This is a genomic window from Burkholderia sp. BCC1644 (assembly GCF_902833225.1).
In the GTDB taxonomy this organism is placed as follows: domain Bacteria; phylum Pseudomonadota; class Gammaproteobacteria; order Burkholderiales; family Burkholderiaceae; genus Burkholderia.
Map to the genome: position 1 here is coordinate 401,258 of NZ_CADFEI010000007.1, position 15,657 is coordinate 416,914.

Sequence of the window (15,657 nt, forward strand, 5' to 3'; positions counted from 1 at the left end):
CGAACGCGATCGCGCGCAGGCAGGCCGAACACGCCGCTCGAACCGGCGGCGGCAATCGATGAGCAGGAAGAGCCGAATGACCGGCTCGCGGAATATCGACGCCGGCGGCCCTACCCGCCGGCCCGGCTCAGGTCCGCTCCAGCCGATACCCGTAGTTGTAGACCGTCGTGATCGCGAGCCCGTTCTTCGGCCGCAGCCCGAGGCTCGACCGCAACTTGCTGACATAGGTGGCCAGCGTCGCGTCGTACTTCCGGTCGACGCCGCCCCAGATTCGCTTGATCATCATGTCCTTCGACACGATCTGCCCCACGCTCTCGAACAGCATCAGCGCGAGCTCGAACTCGCGCTGCGACAGTTCGACCGGCACGCCGTCGACGGTCGCCGCATGCGCGCTGACGTCGAGCGCGAACTTGCCGACCTCGACGATCTTCGCGCGCTGCGTCTGCGGATAGTATTTGCGCACCTGCGCATTCACGCGCGCGACCAGCTCGCGCTCCCGCAGCGGCTTGATCAGATAGTCGTCGGCGCCGCTGTTCAGGCCGAACACGATGTCGTTCTCGCCGTCGTGCTGCGTCATCATGATGATCGGCAGTGCGCCGGCGAACGATTCGCGCGCCCAGCGCATCACGTCGATCCCCGACTTGCCGGGCACGTCCCAGTCGAGCAGCAGCACGTCGACGCGCTGCGAGCGCACCAGCTCGACGAAGCTGTCGCCGTCGTGCCGCACTTCCGTGTCGTAGCCCGCCTTGTTGAGCCAGCCGGCCACGACGCCCGCCTGGGTCACGATGTCTTCGAGTATTGCGACGATCATGTTCGTTCCGATCTCAGTGAGCCGCATCGCCGGCAGGCGCCGCTGCGTCGGCCGGAGCGGGCGGCAAGTAAACAAAGGCCCATTCGCCATACGCATCGCTGTCGCCGAACGCGTCGTAGCGCGCGGGAAAACCCTGGCGCTTCAGCGGCTGCCCGGGCGCCTCGCTGAACACGCCCATGATGCCGCCGTCCGGCGCTTTCACAAGCCCCCACTGCATCGATCCGGTCAGCGGATCGGCGTACAGGCGCCGCAGGTGACGCAGCGTCGGCAGGCCGCGGCGATCCTCGAGCAGCGCGTCGAGCGACGCCGGGTAGCGGCTGCCTCCCGATGCATTGTAGTAGCCGGCGATCGCCGCGCGATACTGGTCGCCGACGAACAGCAGTTGCGCCTCGCGCTCGCGTTGCTGCACCGTCGCCCAGACCCGCGCGGCCTGCGTCATGCCGAGCCCCAGCGCCGCGACGAGCATCAGCACGCCGAGATACGCGATGCCGCGCTGCCTGCCTCGCCTGCAGCCGCGCGGCCCGTTACCAGGACGCATAGTCGCTCCCGTCGAGCGCGCGCCCTTTCGCGCCGCTCTTCACGTCCGCGATGCCGCCCGTCTCGCCGGCCTGCGGCTGCCACGAGCCGCGCTTGCCGGTGAGCGGATCGAGCGGCAGTTCGCGCAGGTAGCGCCGCTCGACCAGCGCATCGAGCGTGTCGGGATCGCGACCGTGATCGGCCCGGTAGTCGTCGATCGACTGGCGCAGCGTGTTCAGATTGTGACGCAGCACCGTCTCCTTCGCGCGGTCGCTCTGCTTCAGGTAGCCGGGCGCGACGAACGCGGTCAGCGCCGCGATGATCGCCATCACGACGAGCAGTTCGATCAGCGTGAAGCCGGCGGCGCGGCGCGCGCGTCTACCACTGGTGGTACGGGACGCCATTGAGGCCCTCCTTGCGATTGGTCGAGCGGATGTCGAACACGTCGTCGCCCGACGAAAACGCGTCGGGGTCGCTCGCGTAGCTGCGCGTCTCCCACGTGTCCTCGGGCGCCCTGCCGTCGCATTCGCACATCGGATCGGCGGGAATCCTGCGCAGGAAGTACAGCCGCGCGCCGTCCGGCGACTGCTTGTCCTCGACGCCGTCGACGAGTGCGCGCAGGTCGGGCGGATAACCGCTCGCGTCGACGCTGCGCTCGATCCGCCCGTCGACCGCCGCGTCCTTGTACGCGTCGAGCGCCGAACGGATCACCACCAGCGCACGGCGCAGTTCGGCCTCGTCCGCGCGACGCTTGACCAGATCGGTCAACGGCAGCGCGACGGTCGCGAGCAACGCGAGCAGCGACAGCGCGACCATCAGCTCGATCAGCGTGAAGCCGCGCGCGCGGACGCGCCGACGGAGGTTCATGCGAAGCTCCGCGCGCGCGACGGCAGCACCGGCACATCGGCATACAGCGGCCGCCCCGCTTCGCGCCCGCCTGCGAAGCGATCGACGAACGCCTGCAACGTGCCGATCAGCGAGCGTACCGCGGCCGTGATGCGATTCTCGTCGCGTGCCGGCGTCGCCGCGGCCGGTGCACGTGCCGGCGTCGCCCCGGCTGCCGGCACCGGTGCCGCAGCACGCGCGATCGCGGCCGGTTGCTCAGGCTGCGACGGCGCGCCGGCTTCACCCGCGCGATCCAGTTCGTTTCGCGCGGCAGCGATGGTCGAACGCAGGCCGGCAGCCTTCGGCGAAGACGCGACCGCCGGCGTCACCTTCCCGCGCGACGCTACCGGCCCGGTGCCGGCCGGCACCGCCTGCGCGACCTTGATCGCCGCAACCGGCGGCCGCCCCGCATTCGCCACTGTACGCATCATCCCCGCGCCGCGCGCGCCGGGCTCGGCAGCCGGGCGCTTCGCGTCGTGCTCGTCCGGCTCCACGGCCGCGTCCGGCTCCGCCTCGACGGCCGTGGCCGTATCGGACACCGTGGCCGCGCGGTCAGCGGCGGACTTCGCCGGCTCGATCGGCGCGTCCAGATCCGGGCCGACCGACGACGGCAGCCGCGCCGGCGTGGCCTGCGCGGATTCGAGCGTCAGCGCTTCGGTGGTCACGCGCGACTCGGTGCCCGACAGGAAGGTCGTCACCGCCGATGTCGGCAGGTCGAGATTGCGTTCGATGTGCGGCGTGATCAGCAGCACGATCTCCGTGCGCTCGTTGCTGCGGCCGTTCGACCCGAACAGCCGGCCGATCACCGGCAGGCCCGATGCGCCCGGCAGCCCGGCAATGCTGTCGGTTTCATTGCGCTTGACGAGGCCCGCAAGGATCTGCGTTTCGCCGTTCTTCGCGGTCATCAGCGTCTCCGCATTGCGCGTGCCGAGCGCATAGGCGACGAGTCCGGTCTTCGTGGTTTCCTTCGACAGGATGCTGCTGACTTCCATGTTCACCTTGACGCTCACCTCCTCGTTCAGGCTGATGCGCGGCTCGACCTTCAGCATCAGGCCCACGTCCTGGTAGCTGACCGATTCCGTGACGACGCCGTTCGCGTTGGTGGTCGTGACGATCGGCACGCGCTCGCCGATCTTGATGTTGGCCTTCTCCATGTTGCGCACGCGGATCTTCGGATTCGCGAGCGTTTTGGTCTTGCCTTGTTTCTGCAGCAGGTCGATCGCGAACGCGAGCCCGCCCGATTCACTCGATACGCCGACGCGGTCGCGATTCAGGCGCAACAGGTCGCCGAGCGTGAGCGCGCCGCCCTCCGCGGCACCGAGCGCGCTGAACTGAATCTTGCCCGGATACTGGACGCCCAGATCGAGGCTGTCGTTCATGTTGACCTCGAGCACCTGCACGTCGAGCGTCACTTCGGATTGCGGAATGTCGAGGCCCATCACGACGCGCTCCGCGACCTGGATCGTCTCCGGCGTGTCGCGCAGGACGACCGCGTTCACGCGCTCGTCCACGTAGACGTCCTTCGGCTTGATCATCTGCCGCAGCGCGGCCATCACCGATTTCGCGTCCGCGTGCGACAGGAAGAACGTGCGGATCGCGAACTCCGTATAGTTGCGTGCTTTTTCGGGCTGCGACGGGTAGACGAGCAGCGTGTGCTGGTCGAGCACCTTCTTTTCGAGCTGGTTGGTGCGCAGCAGCAGGTTGATCGCGGCCTCGGCGGTCGTGCGCTCGGCGAACAGCGTCGCAGCCTGACTGGTATCCACGTCGCGGTCGAACACGAAGTTCACGCCGGACATGCGCGAGATCACGTCGAAGATGTTGGCGAGCGGCTGCTGTTTGAAATTGAGCGACACCGGCTTGCGCAGCGCGTCGGACAATTGCGGGCGCGCCGCGCGGCTCGCCTGCGACTGGCGCAGCAGCGTATCGCGCAGGCGTTTTGCGTCCGCGTGGTTCGGCTGCTCGGCGAGGATGCGCCGTGCGATCTCGAGCGCTTCCTGCGGTTTCTCGCCGCCGATACGCTGTGCACGCGCGAGGTCGACCGCCATCTGCCGGTGGCGCTTGACCTGCTCGAGCGCCTGGCCGGCCTTCAGGTTGCCCGGATCCTCGGTCAGCACGTTGCCGAGATGATCGATCGCCGCCGCATGATTGCCCTGTGCGACCTCGCGATCGGCCTCCTTCAGTTCCGCGCGCACGTAGTCCTGCCGGCTGAATTCGACGGCGGTCGTCAGCGCGATGTCGTCCGGGGCGGCCTCCTTCTGCTGCTGCAGCGTGCCGAGTCGTTCGGCGGGCGTCGCGGCGGCGTCGGGCGCGGCGTTGAACGGGGTGCTTGCGCATCCTGCCAGCGCAAGCGCCGAGATCAGGAGCAAAAGACTGACTTGTCGTTTCATGATGGGTTTCGGCACATGTTGAATTCGGGGGTCATCGCATCGGGACGGGCAGCGACAGCTCGACTTCGGTGCTGTCCCGGGCCACGATCACCGTGCCCTGTTCGCCCAGTTGCTTCAGCCGGTAGCCTTCGGCGATCTCGCCGCCCGGCAGCACGGCGTCGCGCACGCCGCAGCGCGATTCGCACAGCAGGAACGTCCCGCCCGCGCCTTCCAGCACGACGATGCGCTGGTCGTGCTCGCGCCATTCGCCGGCAATCTCGAACGGCGGCGCCGCAGCCGGCGGCGGCGCGTCGATCGGATCGTCGAGCGCCGGCGGTACGGGTTCGGGCGCCGCGACAGGCGGCGGCTCGTCACGCGCCGGCTCCGCGCCGAGCGACGCCCAGCTCTGCGCCGGAAAAACGTCGACGATCGGCGCCTGGCCGGCGCCCTCCTGCGCGACACTGCCGCCCGCGACGCAGGCGGCGGACAGCGCGAGCGCGGCCGCGAACGGAATCAGGGGCGCACGCATCATGTGTCCGGCCCCAGCAGGCTGACCCGCAGGTCGGCGCTCACGTTGGCGCTGTCGATCCGGTCGCGTTCGATCGACACGCCCTCGACACGCACCATCGGCTGGTCCGCGATCTCGCGCATCGCTTCGCGCAGCCCGACGTAGCTGCCGCTCATCGCGATGCTGATCGTGAGCCGGCGCAGCTTGCCCTTCACCTCGACTTCGCGGCGATAAGTCGCGTGCTTGCGGTCCATGCCGCGCTGCGCCAGGATCTGGAAAATCGAGTACGCCTGCTCGCTGCTGCGCAACTGCTGCACCTGCTGAAGCGTCATGCCGCCATCGCCGGCTTTTTGCCCCGGCTTCGGCAGCGCAGCCAGCGCCGTCGTGCGCGCGTCGCGCTCGGCCTCCAGATGCGCGCGGTCCGGCTGCAGGAAGAACGCGTGCGCGCCGACCAGCGCCACGACCAGTCCGCCCGCCAGCAGCCCCGGCACGCCAAGCTTGCGAGCCGCCGCGTAAGCGCCCCAGCGCAGCCGCGCGGCGAGCGCCGCGGTGTCGATTGCTTTCAGGTTCGTCATGGGTGTTCGATACTCAGGCTGAAATGAAAGATGTTCTTGCCGTCCTCCGCTTTCGTGCGGTGCTGCAAGAGGCCGATCTTGCGATCCGGGTGACGGTCGTTCAGGCGGTCGACGAAGATATAGATGTGCGACAGCTCCGCCGCGCCGCCTTCGATGCGTGCCTCGCGGCCGGCCTTGTCGACCGTCAGCGACTTCAGCGCGATCTGCGGCGTCCACGCGTGCTCGATCCAGTCGACCACCGACAGTCCCGAGCCTTTTGCGCTCGCCTTTTGCTCGGCGAGCACGCGTTCGATGCGGCGCTGCTCCGGCGTCATGCTCTTCTGCCGGCGCTGCTCGCGTTCGATCGCGCGCTTGCGCTGGTCGATGCGGCTTTCGATTGCGTCGACCTCGTCGCGCAACCGATCGACGCGCGACCACTCGTCCGCGGCAAACGCGCCGGTCAGCAAAGCGCCGCACAGTGCAACGGCCGCCCACCGCGTGATGCGCGCGCGCGGCGCCGCGAAATCCAGTTCGCTCGAACGTGTCATGCCGGTTCCCCCGGCTCGCGCGCGGGCACGTCGTCCATGCCGCCGTCGAGCAGCGTGACGCCGTCCGCGGCCGGCAGCGCGCCATCGAGTGCGCTCGCAAAGGCCGCGCCGGCAAGCGGCTGCCCGGCCATCAGCGCCGCGGCGGCAAACCAGTCGTCGAGACGCCGGCCGCCCGCGCGCGGCAGCGTGACCACGTCGGCCCACTCGCCCGCGCGGCGAAACACGCACGTGACGACGCGCGGCTGCAGCAGCGCGTAGCGGTAGTCGCCGCCGCCCAGGCGGCCCGCATGCAGATCGAGCGAGGCCGACAGCGCATCGCGCAGGCTGACGAGCCGCCAGCCTGCCGCGCGGCTCACGTCCGCGAGCGAGGCGAGCAACGTATCGCAGGCCGCCACCGCCAGGCGCGCGCGGCCGCGCCGCCCGGCTTCGATGCGGATCCGCAGCGCACCGCGCTGTGCGCGAGCCGCGAACAGCGCGCGTGCATACCCGTCCCACGCGGCATCCGACACCAGCCCGTCCTGCCAGGGCAGCACGACGCCATGCGTCCACGGGTGCCCGGCGACGACATGCAGGCGGTTCTGCAGCGGCACGCGCGCCTTGCGCAGCCCGCCGAGCACCTGCGCCAGCGCCTCGGCGGGCCGGCCCTCGTGTGCGACGGCGGCGTGCGGCGGGCCCGTGCGCCGCGCGCGCCAGCCGTGGCCCGTCCACACGCGCAGCGTGTCGGCGTCGAGCACCGCGACGACGTCATTCCACGGCGATCGCACGCTGCACCTCCTGGAACGTCGTCAGCCGCGCGCGAATCGCCGCGAGCCCCGCATCGCGCATCGACTGATAGTCGGCGTGATCCGCGAGCGCCTGCGCACGCTTCTCGATCGAGCGCTCGAGCAACGCGGCCTTCATCGCCGCGTCGAGCGTCAGCACTTCCGCGAGCCCGATCCGGCCGTGATAGCCGGTGCCGCGGCACGTGTCGCAGCCCGCGCCGGGCGTGACCGCATGCTTCAGTTCGTCGAGCGCCGCGTCGCGCAGGTCGGCACCGTCTGTCGCCGCGCCGCCGCAACGCGCGCAGATCCGCCGCACCAGCCGCTGCGACACGACGCCGTTCAACGCTTCGAGAAACGTCGACGGCTCGACACCCATGTAGATGAAGCGGTCGATCACGCTGAACCCGTCGTTCGCGTGCACGGTCGACAGCACGCGGTGGCCGGTGAGCGCCGATTGCACGGCGATCGACGCGGTTTCCTCGTCGCGAATCTCGCCGACCATTACCGTGTCCGGGTCGTGTCGCAGGATCGAACGCAGCCCGCGCGCGAACGTGAGCCCCTTGCGCTCGTTGACCGGAATCTGCAGCACGCCCTTCAGCTCGTATTCAACCGGGTCCTCGATCGTGATGATCTTGTCGTCGCCGGTGTTGACTTCCGACAGCACCGCGTACAACGTCGTCGACTTGCCGCTGCCGGTCGGCCCCGTCACGAGCATCAGCCCATACGGCCGATGCGCGAGCGCACGCACCCGCCGCGCTGTCTGCGCGTCGAAGCCGAGCACGTCGAGGCTCACGCTGTCGCCGCGCTGCGACTTGTCGAGCACGCGCATCACCGCGTTCTCGCCGTAGGTGCCGGGAATGATCGACACGCGGAAATCGATCTCGCGGCCCTGCATCACGACCTTGAACCGGCCATCCTGCGGCACGCGCTTTTCCGCGATGTCGAGCGTGGCCAGCACCTTGAGGCGCGACAGCGTCTGCGCGGCCGCCTCGAGCCCTGGAATGTGACGGATCGACTGCAGCACACCGTCGATCCGGTAGCGGATCGACAGGCCGTCCGGCACCGCTTCGAGATGGATATCGCTGGCGCGGCTCTGCAGCGCGTCGTAGAGCGTCGTGTTGACGAGCCGGATGATCGGGCTTTCGTCCTTCGCGATGCTCGCCAGCGAGATCGACTCGATCGCCTGCGCGAGCGAATCGCCCTGCGTATCGATCGTTACGTCGTCCATCGGCCGCTCGCTCGACTCGATGTCGCCAAGCAATCGCTCGACTTCGCCCGGCGCGCTCATGGCCAGTTCGACCGGCCGCGCGCCGAAGCGTGCGAGCAGTTCGTCGCGCACGTGGCGCGCGAACGGATCGGCAACGACCATGCACGGCGCGCCGTCGAGCTCGACCGGCAGCACGCGCCAGGTCAGCGCGTCGTGCAGCGGCAACAGGTCGAAACGCGTCGGCGCCGCGCGCAGCGCGTCCGCGTCGAGCGCGCCGACGCCGAGGCAGGCCGCCACTTCCGCGAGCCGCGTCGCATCCGCGCCGAGCAGGCCGTCGACGTACTGCGCGAAACCGATGCCCGATGCTTCCCATTCCGACTGCCAGCGTTGAACGATGTGTTCCGTTTTCATAGAGTTTTCTCCGGTTGGACAGCGGGATCGCGAACGCCTTGCTGGCCGGGTTCGCTATCCGACGCTGCCGGCCAATTCGAAAATCGGCATGTAGAGCAGCACGACGACCGCGCCGACCGTCGCACCCACCGCGAGCATCAGCACCGGTTCGAACACCTTGCTGAGCATCTCGATCGCGCGATCGAGCGCGCCGTCGTGAAACTGCGCGATGTGCTCGCACATCCCGCCGAGGTCGCCGCTCTGTTCGCCGACCCGCAACAGCCGCTCGGCGACCGACGTGGTCAGTTCGTGCGCGGCCAGCACGGCCGCGACCGGCCGCCCTGCGCGCATGTCGGTCAGCGCCGCCGCGAGCCGTGGGCGAAAATGCTCGGGCAGCACCTTGCCGGACAGCTCGAGCGCGACGATCGCCGGCGTACCGCCCGCGATCAGTAGTCCGACGGTCCGGTAAAACCGAGTGAGCGCAAACAGCGCACAGATGTCGCGCACTTTCGGCGCGCGCCACGTCAGGCGCTGCGCGGCACGCCTGACGGCTGCCGAGCGGATCGCCAGCACCGCGCCGGCGAACGACGCCGCGACTGCGAACCCGACCGCCATGCCGTTCTCCCGCAGCAGGGTCGCCCACCAGAGCATTGCCTGGGCCGTCGCCGGCAGCGTCGCGAGCGACTCGAACACCACCGCGAAGCGTGGAATGACGAAAAACGCCATGAACAGCAGGATCGCGACGCCGACGCCGATCACGACGGCCGGATAGATCAGCGCGCCGGTGACGCGCTTGCGCACCTGTTCGATCCGCACTTCGTACTGCTGGTAGCGCTTCAGGACGACCGGCAACTGGCCGCTGCCCTCCGACGATTCGATCGTCGCGACGAGCAGCGGCGGAAAAATCTCCGGCTGCTGCGCGAGCGCCTTCGACAACGGCTGCCCCTCGACCATCACCGCGAGAATCCGGTCGATCACGTGTTTCGCGTCCTTGCCCGAATCCGCCTTGTCACGCAACGCTTCGAGCGCCTCCATCAACACGAGGCCCGCGTCGAGCAACGTCGACAGTTCCTGCAGGAACAGCGTCAGCGCGAACTTCGACGCGCGCCGGCGGCGTCCGATGCGGGTATCGCGCCGTACCTCGAGCACGATCCCACCCTGCTCCGCGATGCGCACGCGCGCTTCCGGCTCGCTCGCGGCCTCGACCGTCTGCTGCGTGACCTTGCCGCCGGCGAGCACGCTTACCCGAAATGCGTCCATCGCTACCTCCGCCATTCGTCGAGCATCGCGAGGCTTGCATCGCGATCGCTCGTCAGCTCGTGGTACTCGCGCCACACCTTGGTCGCATACGCCTTGCGGGCGGGTTCGCGCTTCGGCGAGGATCCGGCGTTGTATGCGCCGACCGCGTTCCACGTATAGCCGTGCCGCTCGATGAATCCGGCGAGAATCGATGCGCCGGTATCGATCGACGTACACGGCTCGTCGATCAGCCGCTTGCGCGTCACGCCGACCTTCACGAGACGCGGCAGATGCGAGCTGTTGATCTGCATCAGCCCGATGTCGTAGGTGCCGTTGCTGTTCCGGTTCATCGCGCGCGGATTCAGCGCGGATTCCACCGTCGCGATCGCGGCAAGCAACAGCGGATCGATGCCGTGCCGTTCCCCCGCTTTCGTGAAGCAATCCTTGGCCGCGGCGCCGGATGCGCAGGTGGCGAACAGCGCCACCGCCGCGATCCAGCGACGCACGCCCTTACATGCCATGGACGAGGTCCGCATCGATGCCGCTCCCGCCAACACGACCGTCCCGCCCGAGCGACACGATCTCGGCCTCGCCATCGCGGCCCGGCACGTTCCATTGGTACGCACGGCCCCAGCCGTCCTTCGGCACGGCCTTCGCGAGATACGGGCCGTTCCAGCCGTCGGCGCCTTGCGGCTGCGCGACCAGTGCGTCGAGCCCTTCGTCGGCCGTCGGATAACGGCCCGTGTCGAGCCGGTATTGCGTGGCTGCGTCGCCCAGCGTCTTCATCTGCGCTTCCGTCGACTTGACCTTGGCCTTGTCGACCTGCGAGAACAGCTTCGGACCGACATAGCCGGCCAGCAACGCGATGATCAGCAGCACGACCAGCAGCTCCAGCAGCGTGAAGCCCTGCTGGCCGCGTCGCTTCGTCCGGCTCCCATTGTTCGGTTTCATGTCGTTTGCCCTCTGTAGAGATCCCGGCGCGACGTCGCGGCCGGGGGGCCGTCGTGTTGCAGACGGCGGGTGAGCCAGGCGCTTTCGGGAATACGAGTTCGATTGATGGAAAGCGCCGATCGATGAAGTCATTTTCCCGGGGACAGGAACATGTCTCCATCTTCATCAAGGAAATCTCAAAGACCGTTTCAATCCGCCCGTTCGCATCCGTGGCAAATGAAAGAGCCGCGCGCATCGCTGCGCGCGGCTCGCTTCATCTCCTCGTCAGGTCGTTACTTGCTGCAGGCGCCCAGGTCCTTCCACACCTTGCCGGTGTGGTCGGCGCCGGTCGATGCCGGATTGCCCGGAACCTCGTCCTGGGTCCACCAGCGCGCTTCGTACGTGCGGCCGTTGTGCTGCACCTTCGCGCCGCCCGTGTAGGCCGTGCCCTGCTTCCATTCGGCCTGGCACTGCGCGCCTTCGCCGCCGCCGGATTCGCCGGTCAGCTTGAACGTGGTGGTTTCCTGCTTCAGCGTGCCGCCTTCGATCTGCGACGTCGCCACGGCCGTGTGATTGCCCGCCTTCGCGTTCGCGATGTCGACGTTCACGTCGCCCTGCATGCGCATCGTCGCGGACTTCGAACCGACCAGCGAGTTCGACGCGTCGTACACCTTGACGGTGACGTTCGTGTCCTTCGCGTGGTTGAACTTCAGGAAGAACTTCGCGGTCGCCTTGCCGTTCTGGATCTTGAACTCGCCGTTGTTCGAAATGCTGAAGCCTTCGTCGATGCCGCCTTCCGGCTGGTGATCGATGGTCGTCTCGGTGCGCACGATGCCGCTGGTGTTCTTCGAGAACACGTCGTTCTTGCCGAGCGCCGGCTCGACACGGCCGTCGCGCTCGACGCCGGCGATCAGGTTCGCTGCCTGCGTGCGGTTGATTTCCTTCGCGAGCAGCATCGGCCACATGTTGCGCTCGCCCTGCTGCGCGGAGCCGATCGTGACCGTGGTCTTCATCGACGGCACTTCGCCGCCCGACTTGAACACGCGATTCGAAACCTTGTCGCCGACCTTCAGGTCCATCGTCGGCGCGATGCTGCCGACGTTCGACCAGTTCGGCTTGCCCGGATCGGTGCCGCCGTCGTCACCGGTAATGTTGAGGTCGGCCACGTTGTAGAACATGCCGGCCGTGTCGCCGACGTGCCACGTCGTCAGCATCACGTGATGGCCCGTCTTGTCCGACGGAATCGTGCAGTTGTGCGGGCCGATCTCGTCGGCTTTCTTCATCCCGCCGTCGACCGTGCAGAACGGCGTCAGGTCGAACTGCTCGCGCGTGAGCTTCGCGTTCGGATTCCAGCCCTGCTTCGTCAGGTAGTACTTGAATTCCTTCGTCACGTGCGGCGCGGTGAAGGTCCACTTGAACTGCTGCGCGCCCGGCTTGATGTCGTTGATCTTCCAGCGATCGACGGCCTGCTCGTTGAGCTCGCTGAACTGCGTCACGCCGCCGCTTGCAATCTCGCCATCCGGCGCGCCGGCTGCCGGGAAGCCCTGCTTGCCTTCGACGCTTTGCGGTTCATAGGTCACCGAACCGCAGTTGAAGTTTTCGATCTTGCCCGACTTCGAGCTGCACAGCAGGTTGCGCGACGGCGGCTCCGACAGGTAGCCGTGCGCAAATGCGGCTTGCGCGAAAAACATCGATGCGCAGGCAACGAGCGGCGACAGGGTGAAAAGCGTCTTTTTCGCTGTTCGAGTTCTCATCTGATTCCGTTGGTTGAAAGTTGAGTGGAAGTTGCTTCGATCGACGAATCGCGAACGATCGCCGGACAGTGCGTGACGCGTGCTTGACTGACGAAACGCGGAGTGCAGTATCGACAGGCACGGTGCATCGGCGAATCTTCCTGAACGATCTCTCAACGATGCGTCGCGCGCCGCGCCGGCCACCCGCTTTCCGGTGTGCGGCTCGCATTGAGATTGCATTCAGATTCGTTGCCGCCGTCCGGCTCATGAAAAAGAATGGCCTCGCTTTCCCGGCACTCTTCTTCAACACAAGGATGGATGGCTATCAAATTGAAATCGAATAAACGGACTCCCGGCATCTTGGTTCGACGCCGCTCGCTGCATCGCTCGCACTTCGCCTATGCAGCGCTCGCGGCGGCCAGCGCACTGAGCTTCGCGAACGCCGCGTTCGCCGCGCCAGGCACACCGAGCCTGAAGCAGTACGAAATCACGTCGCAACCGCACGGCTTCGTCGAGATCGACATGCAGAAGGCCGGTGTCGCGCCGTACAAGGACATCGTCAAGCTGAACAAGAAGGTCGACGTACCGCTGCCGTTCGACATCTGGAGCAACGGCACCGCCGTGAAGGCAGTCGCGGTGGTGGACGGCGTCGTCGATCCCGCTTCCGAGGTCAGGATGACGCCCGGCGGCACGCAAAGCGGCCAGGTGGTCGCAAACGTGAAGACACCCGGTGTGAAGAAGATGCAGGTACGCGTCATCGACGCCAACGGTACGGCGACCGACAGCGCGCCGCTCGACGTGGTGGTGTTCGATACGATTCCCGAACTCGCGGACGACCTGCCGAACAACGCGAGCAAGAACCACAAGCCGTATGCGAACACGTCCGGTTCGGTGGTCGGCACGTACTTCGCGACCTGGTCGATCTACGACCGCAAGTTCAACGTCGACAACGTGCCGGTCGAGAATCTCACGCACATGCTGTACGGCTTCATTCCGATCTGCGGCGGCGCGGACGTGAACGCATCGCTCGCGAAGGACCTGCCGGGCTCGTTCAACACGCTGCTGCAGAGTTGCAAGGGCCTGCCCGACTACAGCGTTGCGATCCACGACACCTATGGCGAGATGGCCAAGGCATTGCCGGGCCAGACGGCGAACGCCAAGCTCAAGGGCGTGCTTGGCCAGATGATGGCCGCGAAGAAGCGCAACCCCGACCTGAAGATCCTGCCGTCGATCGGCGGCTGGACGCTGTCCGACCCGTTCTTCCAGATGCACGATCCGGCCAGGCGCAAGGTGTTCGTCGATTCGACCGAGCAGTTGCTGCGCACGTGGAAGTTCTTCGACGGCGTCGACATCGACTGGGAATTCCCCGGCGGCAAGGGCGTGAACCCGTCCCTCGGCGACCCGGTGAAGGACGGCCCGCTGTACGTGACGCTGATGAAGGAACTGCGGCAGATGCTCGACAAGCTGTCGCGGGAAACCGGCCGGACCTACGAGCTGACGTCGGCGATCGGCGCCGGCAAGGACAAGATCGACGTGGTGAACTACAAGGAAGCCACGAAATACATGGACTACATCTTCGACATGACGTACGACTACTACGGTGCGTTCAGTCTGACGGAGCTGGGTCATCAGACCGCGCTGCACGCGCCGGACTGGAAGCCGGACACCGCGTATACGACGGACAACTCGATCCGGGCGCTGCTCGCGCAGGGCGTCGATCCGAAGAAGCTCGTCGTCGGCGCGGCGGCCTATGCGCGCGGCTGGAACGGCGTGCACGGTTATGCCGACGGCAATCCGTTCACCGGCACCGCGACGGGGCCGCACAAGGGCCAGTGGGAACCGGGCATCCTCGACTACAAGAAGCTCAAGGCCGAGATGATCGGGCCGAACAACGCCGGCATCAACGGCTACGAGTATCACTACGACCAGACGGCCGAAGCGCCGTACGTATTCAACAAGAGCACCGGCGAACTCCTCACCTTCGACGACGAACGTTCGGTCCTCGCGAAGGGCGACTATGTGCGGGCGCATCAGCTGGGCGGCCTGTTCTCGTGGGAAATCGATGCGGACGACGGCGACATCCTGAACGCGATGCACAAGGGCCTCGGCCACGGCGACGAAGGCGGCGGCGGTGCCGAAAACCATCCGCCGGTCGCGAACGCCGGTGCCGACATGACGGTCACCGGGCTGCAGACGGTCACGCTCGATGCGTCGAAGTCGCGCGATCCGGACGGCGACAAACTGAGCTTCAAGTGGGAACAGGTCGGCGGCGATCCGCTGAAGCTCGCCGATACGACGAGCGCGAAGGCACGCGTCGACGTTCCGTCCGTCAAGCAGGACACCAAGTACACGTTCCGCGTGACGGTCACCGATCCGGCGGGCCTGAAGGATACGGCGCAAGTCGTCGTGACCGCGCAGGCCGATGCCACGGTCGAACCGCCGCCCGCGGAGAATCGACCGCCGGTCGCGCAGCTCGGCGGCCCGGCAACGACGGAAGCCGGTCAGGCCGTGACGCTGTCGGCCGATAAGTCGACGGACCCGGACGGCGACACGCTGACCTACAAGTGGGGCGTGCCGAGCGGCATCGACGCGAAGCCGGCCGGTGCGACGCTGAGCTTCACCGCGCCCGAACTCGCCAAGGACCAGTCGTTCGTTTTCTCGGTCACGGTGAGCGACGGCAAGCTGTCGAGTACGGCCCGGCACACCGTCCTCGTGAAGGCGAAGGATACCGGCGGCGGTGAAGGCGGCGGAGGCGGCCAGTACCCGGCGTACCAGGCCGGAACGCAGTACAACGCCGGCGACGTCGTGTCGAACCTCGGCAAGCTGTACCAGTGCAAGCCGTTCCCGAACAGCGGCTGGTGCTCCGGCGCGCCGAGCGCGTACGAACCGGGCAAGGGCTTCGCGTGGAACGACGCGTGGACGCTCTACGGTGATGGCGAAGGCGGCAACGGCGGCGGTGGCGAAGGTGGCAACGGCGGTGGCGGTGAAGGCGGTGGCGAAGGCGGCGGCGATCACCCGCAGTACAAGGAAGGGACGAAGTACAACGACGGCGACATCGTCTCCAACCACGGCAAGCTGTACCGCTGCAAGCCGTTCCCGTACACCAACTGGTGCTCGATGGCGGCGTGGGCATACGAGCCGGGCAAGGGCTCCGCGTGGGATCAGGCCTGGGAGGAATACAAGCAGTAAGCAACTGCACGGGCCAGGTC

At 67.4% G+C, this 15,657-nt stretch carries 15 protein-coding genes; 1 reads left to right on the plus strand and 14 read right to left on the minus strand.

The genetic code is table 11. The features are described 5' to 3' along the window. Positions 1–127 precede the first annotated feature (127 nt). The 14 genes from HWX87_RS17130 to gbpA form a co-directional block, all read right to left on the minus strand. Complete coding sequence (locus tag HWX87_RS17130; RefSeq protein WP_176048214.1) at positions 128–811, minus strand: response regulator transcription factor; 684 nt, start codon at positions 809–811, stop codon at positions 128–130. Between the two features lie 13 nt (positions 812–824). Beyond that, the gene (locus HWX87_RS17135) at positions 825–1,349 is read right to left on the minus strand and encodes a type II secretion system protein (protein ID WP_176048215.1); all 525 of its coding nucleotides are present in this window, start codon (positions 1,347–1,349) and stop codon (positions 825–827) included. Next, on the minus strand, positions 1,336–1,731 hold the full coding sequence (locus HWX87_RS17140; protein ID WP_129514452.1) for a prepilin-type N-terminal cleavage/methylation domain-containing protein: 396 nt from the start codon (positions 1,729–1,731) through the stop codon (positions 1,336–1,338). Before HWX87_RS17140 ends, HWX87_RS17135 begins: the two co-directional genes overlap by 14 nt. Continuing rightward, complete coding sequence (locus HWX87_RS17145; protein ID WP_176048216.1) at positions 1,706–2,194, minus strand: type II secretion system protein; 489 nt, start codon at positions 2,192–2,194, stop codon at positions 1,706–1,708. Before HWX87_RS17145 ends, HWX87_RS17140 begins: the two co-directional genes overlap by 26 nt. Further along, positions 2,191–4,599, minus strand: coding sequence for a secretin N-terminal domain-containing protein (locus HWX87_RS17150; RefSeq protein WP_176048217.1), 2,409 nt, complete (start codon positions 4,597–4,599; stop codon positions 2,191–2,193). Before HWX87_RS17150 ends, HWX87_RS17145 begins: the two co-directional genes overlap by 4 nt. A gap of 31 nt (positions 4,600–4,630) precedes the next feature. Next, on the minus strand, positions 4,631–5,107 hold the full coding sequence (locus HWX87_RS17155; RefSeq protein WP_244137694.1) for a hypothetical protein: 477 nt from the start codon (positions 5,105–5,107) through the stop codon (positions 4,631–4,633). Next, the gene (locus HWX87_RS17160) at positions 5,107–5,661 is read right to left on the minus strand and encodes a hypothetical protein (protein ID WP_176048219.1); all 555 of its coding nucleotides are present in this window, start codon (positions 5,659–5,661) and stop codon (positions 5,107–5,109) included. The genes HWX87_RS17155 and HWX87_RS17160 overlap by 1 nt, the downstream gene beginning before the upstream one ends. Then, on the minus strand, positions 5,658–6,188 hold the full coding sequence (locus HWX87_RS17165) for a hypothetical protein (RefSeq protein ID WP_176048220.1): 531 nt from the start codon (positions 6,186–6,188) through the stop codon (positions 5,658–5,660). The genes HWX87_RS17160 and HWX87_RS17165 overlap by 4 nt, the downstream gene beginning before the upstream one ends. Further along, entirely contained in the window at positions 6,185–6,952 is a 768-nt protein-coding gene (locus tag HWX87_RS17170) for a hypothetical protein (protein WP_244137695.1), read from the minus strand. The genes HWX87_RS17165 and HWX87_RS17170 overlap by 4 nt, the downstream gene beginning before the upstream one ends. After that, positions 6,933–8,567: a GspE/PulE family protein gene (locus tag HWX87_RS17175; protein WP_176048221.1), complete on the minus strand. Its 1,635-nt coding sequence runs from the start codon at positions 8,565–8,567 to the stop codon at positions 6,933–6,935. Before HWX87_RS17175 ends, HWX87_RS17170 begins: the two co-directional genes overlap by 20 nt. 54 nt (positions 8,568–8,621) lie before the next feature. Continuing rightward, entirely contained in the window at positions 8,622–9,806 is a 1,185-nt protein-coding gene (locus HWX87_RS17180; RefSeq protein WP_176048222.1) for a type II secretion system F family protein, read from the minus strand. A gap of 2 nt (positions 9,807–9,808) precedes the next feature. After that, on the minus strand, positions 9,809–10,321 hold the full coding sequence (locus HWX87_RS17185; RefSeq protein WP_176048223.1) for a lytic transglycosylase domain-containing protein: 513 nt from the start codon (positions 10,319–10,321) through the stop codon (positions 9,809–9,811). Continuing rightward, entirely contained in the window at positions 10,296–10,736 is a 441-nt protein-coding gene (gene gspG / locus HWX87_RS17190; RefSeq protein ID WP_176048224.1) for a type II secretion system major pseudopilin GspG, read from the minus strand. The genes HWX87_RS17185 and gspG overlap by 26 nt, the downstream gene beginning before the upstream one ends. Before the next feature lie 272 nt (positions 10,737–11,008). After that, the gene (gene gbpA / locus HWX87_RS17195; RefSeq protein WP_176048225.1) at positions 11,009–12,469 is read right to left on the minus strand and encodes an N-acetylglucosamine-binding protein GbpA; all 1,461 of its coding nucleotides are present in this window, start codon (positions 12,467–12,469) and stop codon (positions 11,009–11,011) included. 339 nt (positions 12,470–12,808) lie between these two features. Between gbpA and HWX87_RS17200 the strand changes: the two genes are divergently transcribed. Beyond that, a complete protein-coding gene (locus HWX87_RS17200; protein ID WP_279612963.1) occupies positions 12,809–15,637 on the plus strand; it encodes a glycosyl hydrolase family 18 protein in 2,829 nt (942 codons plus the stop codon). Positions 15,638–15,657 lie beyond the last annotated feature (20 nt).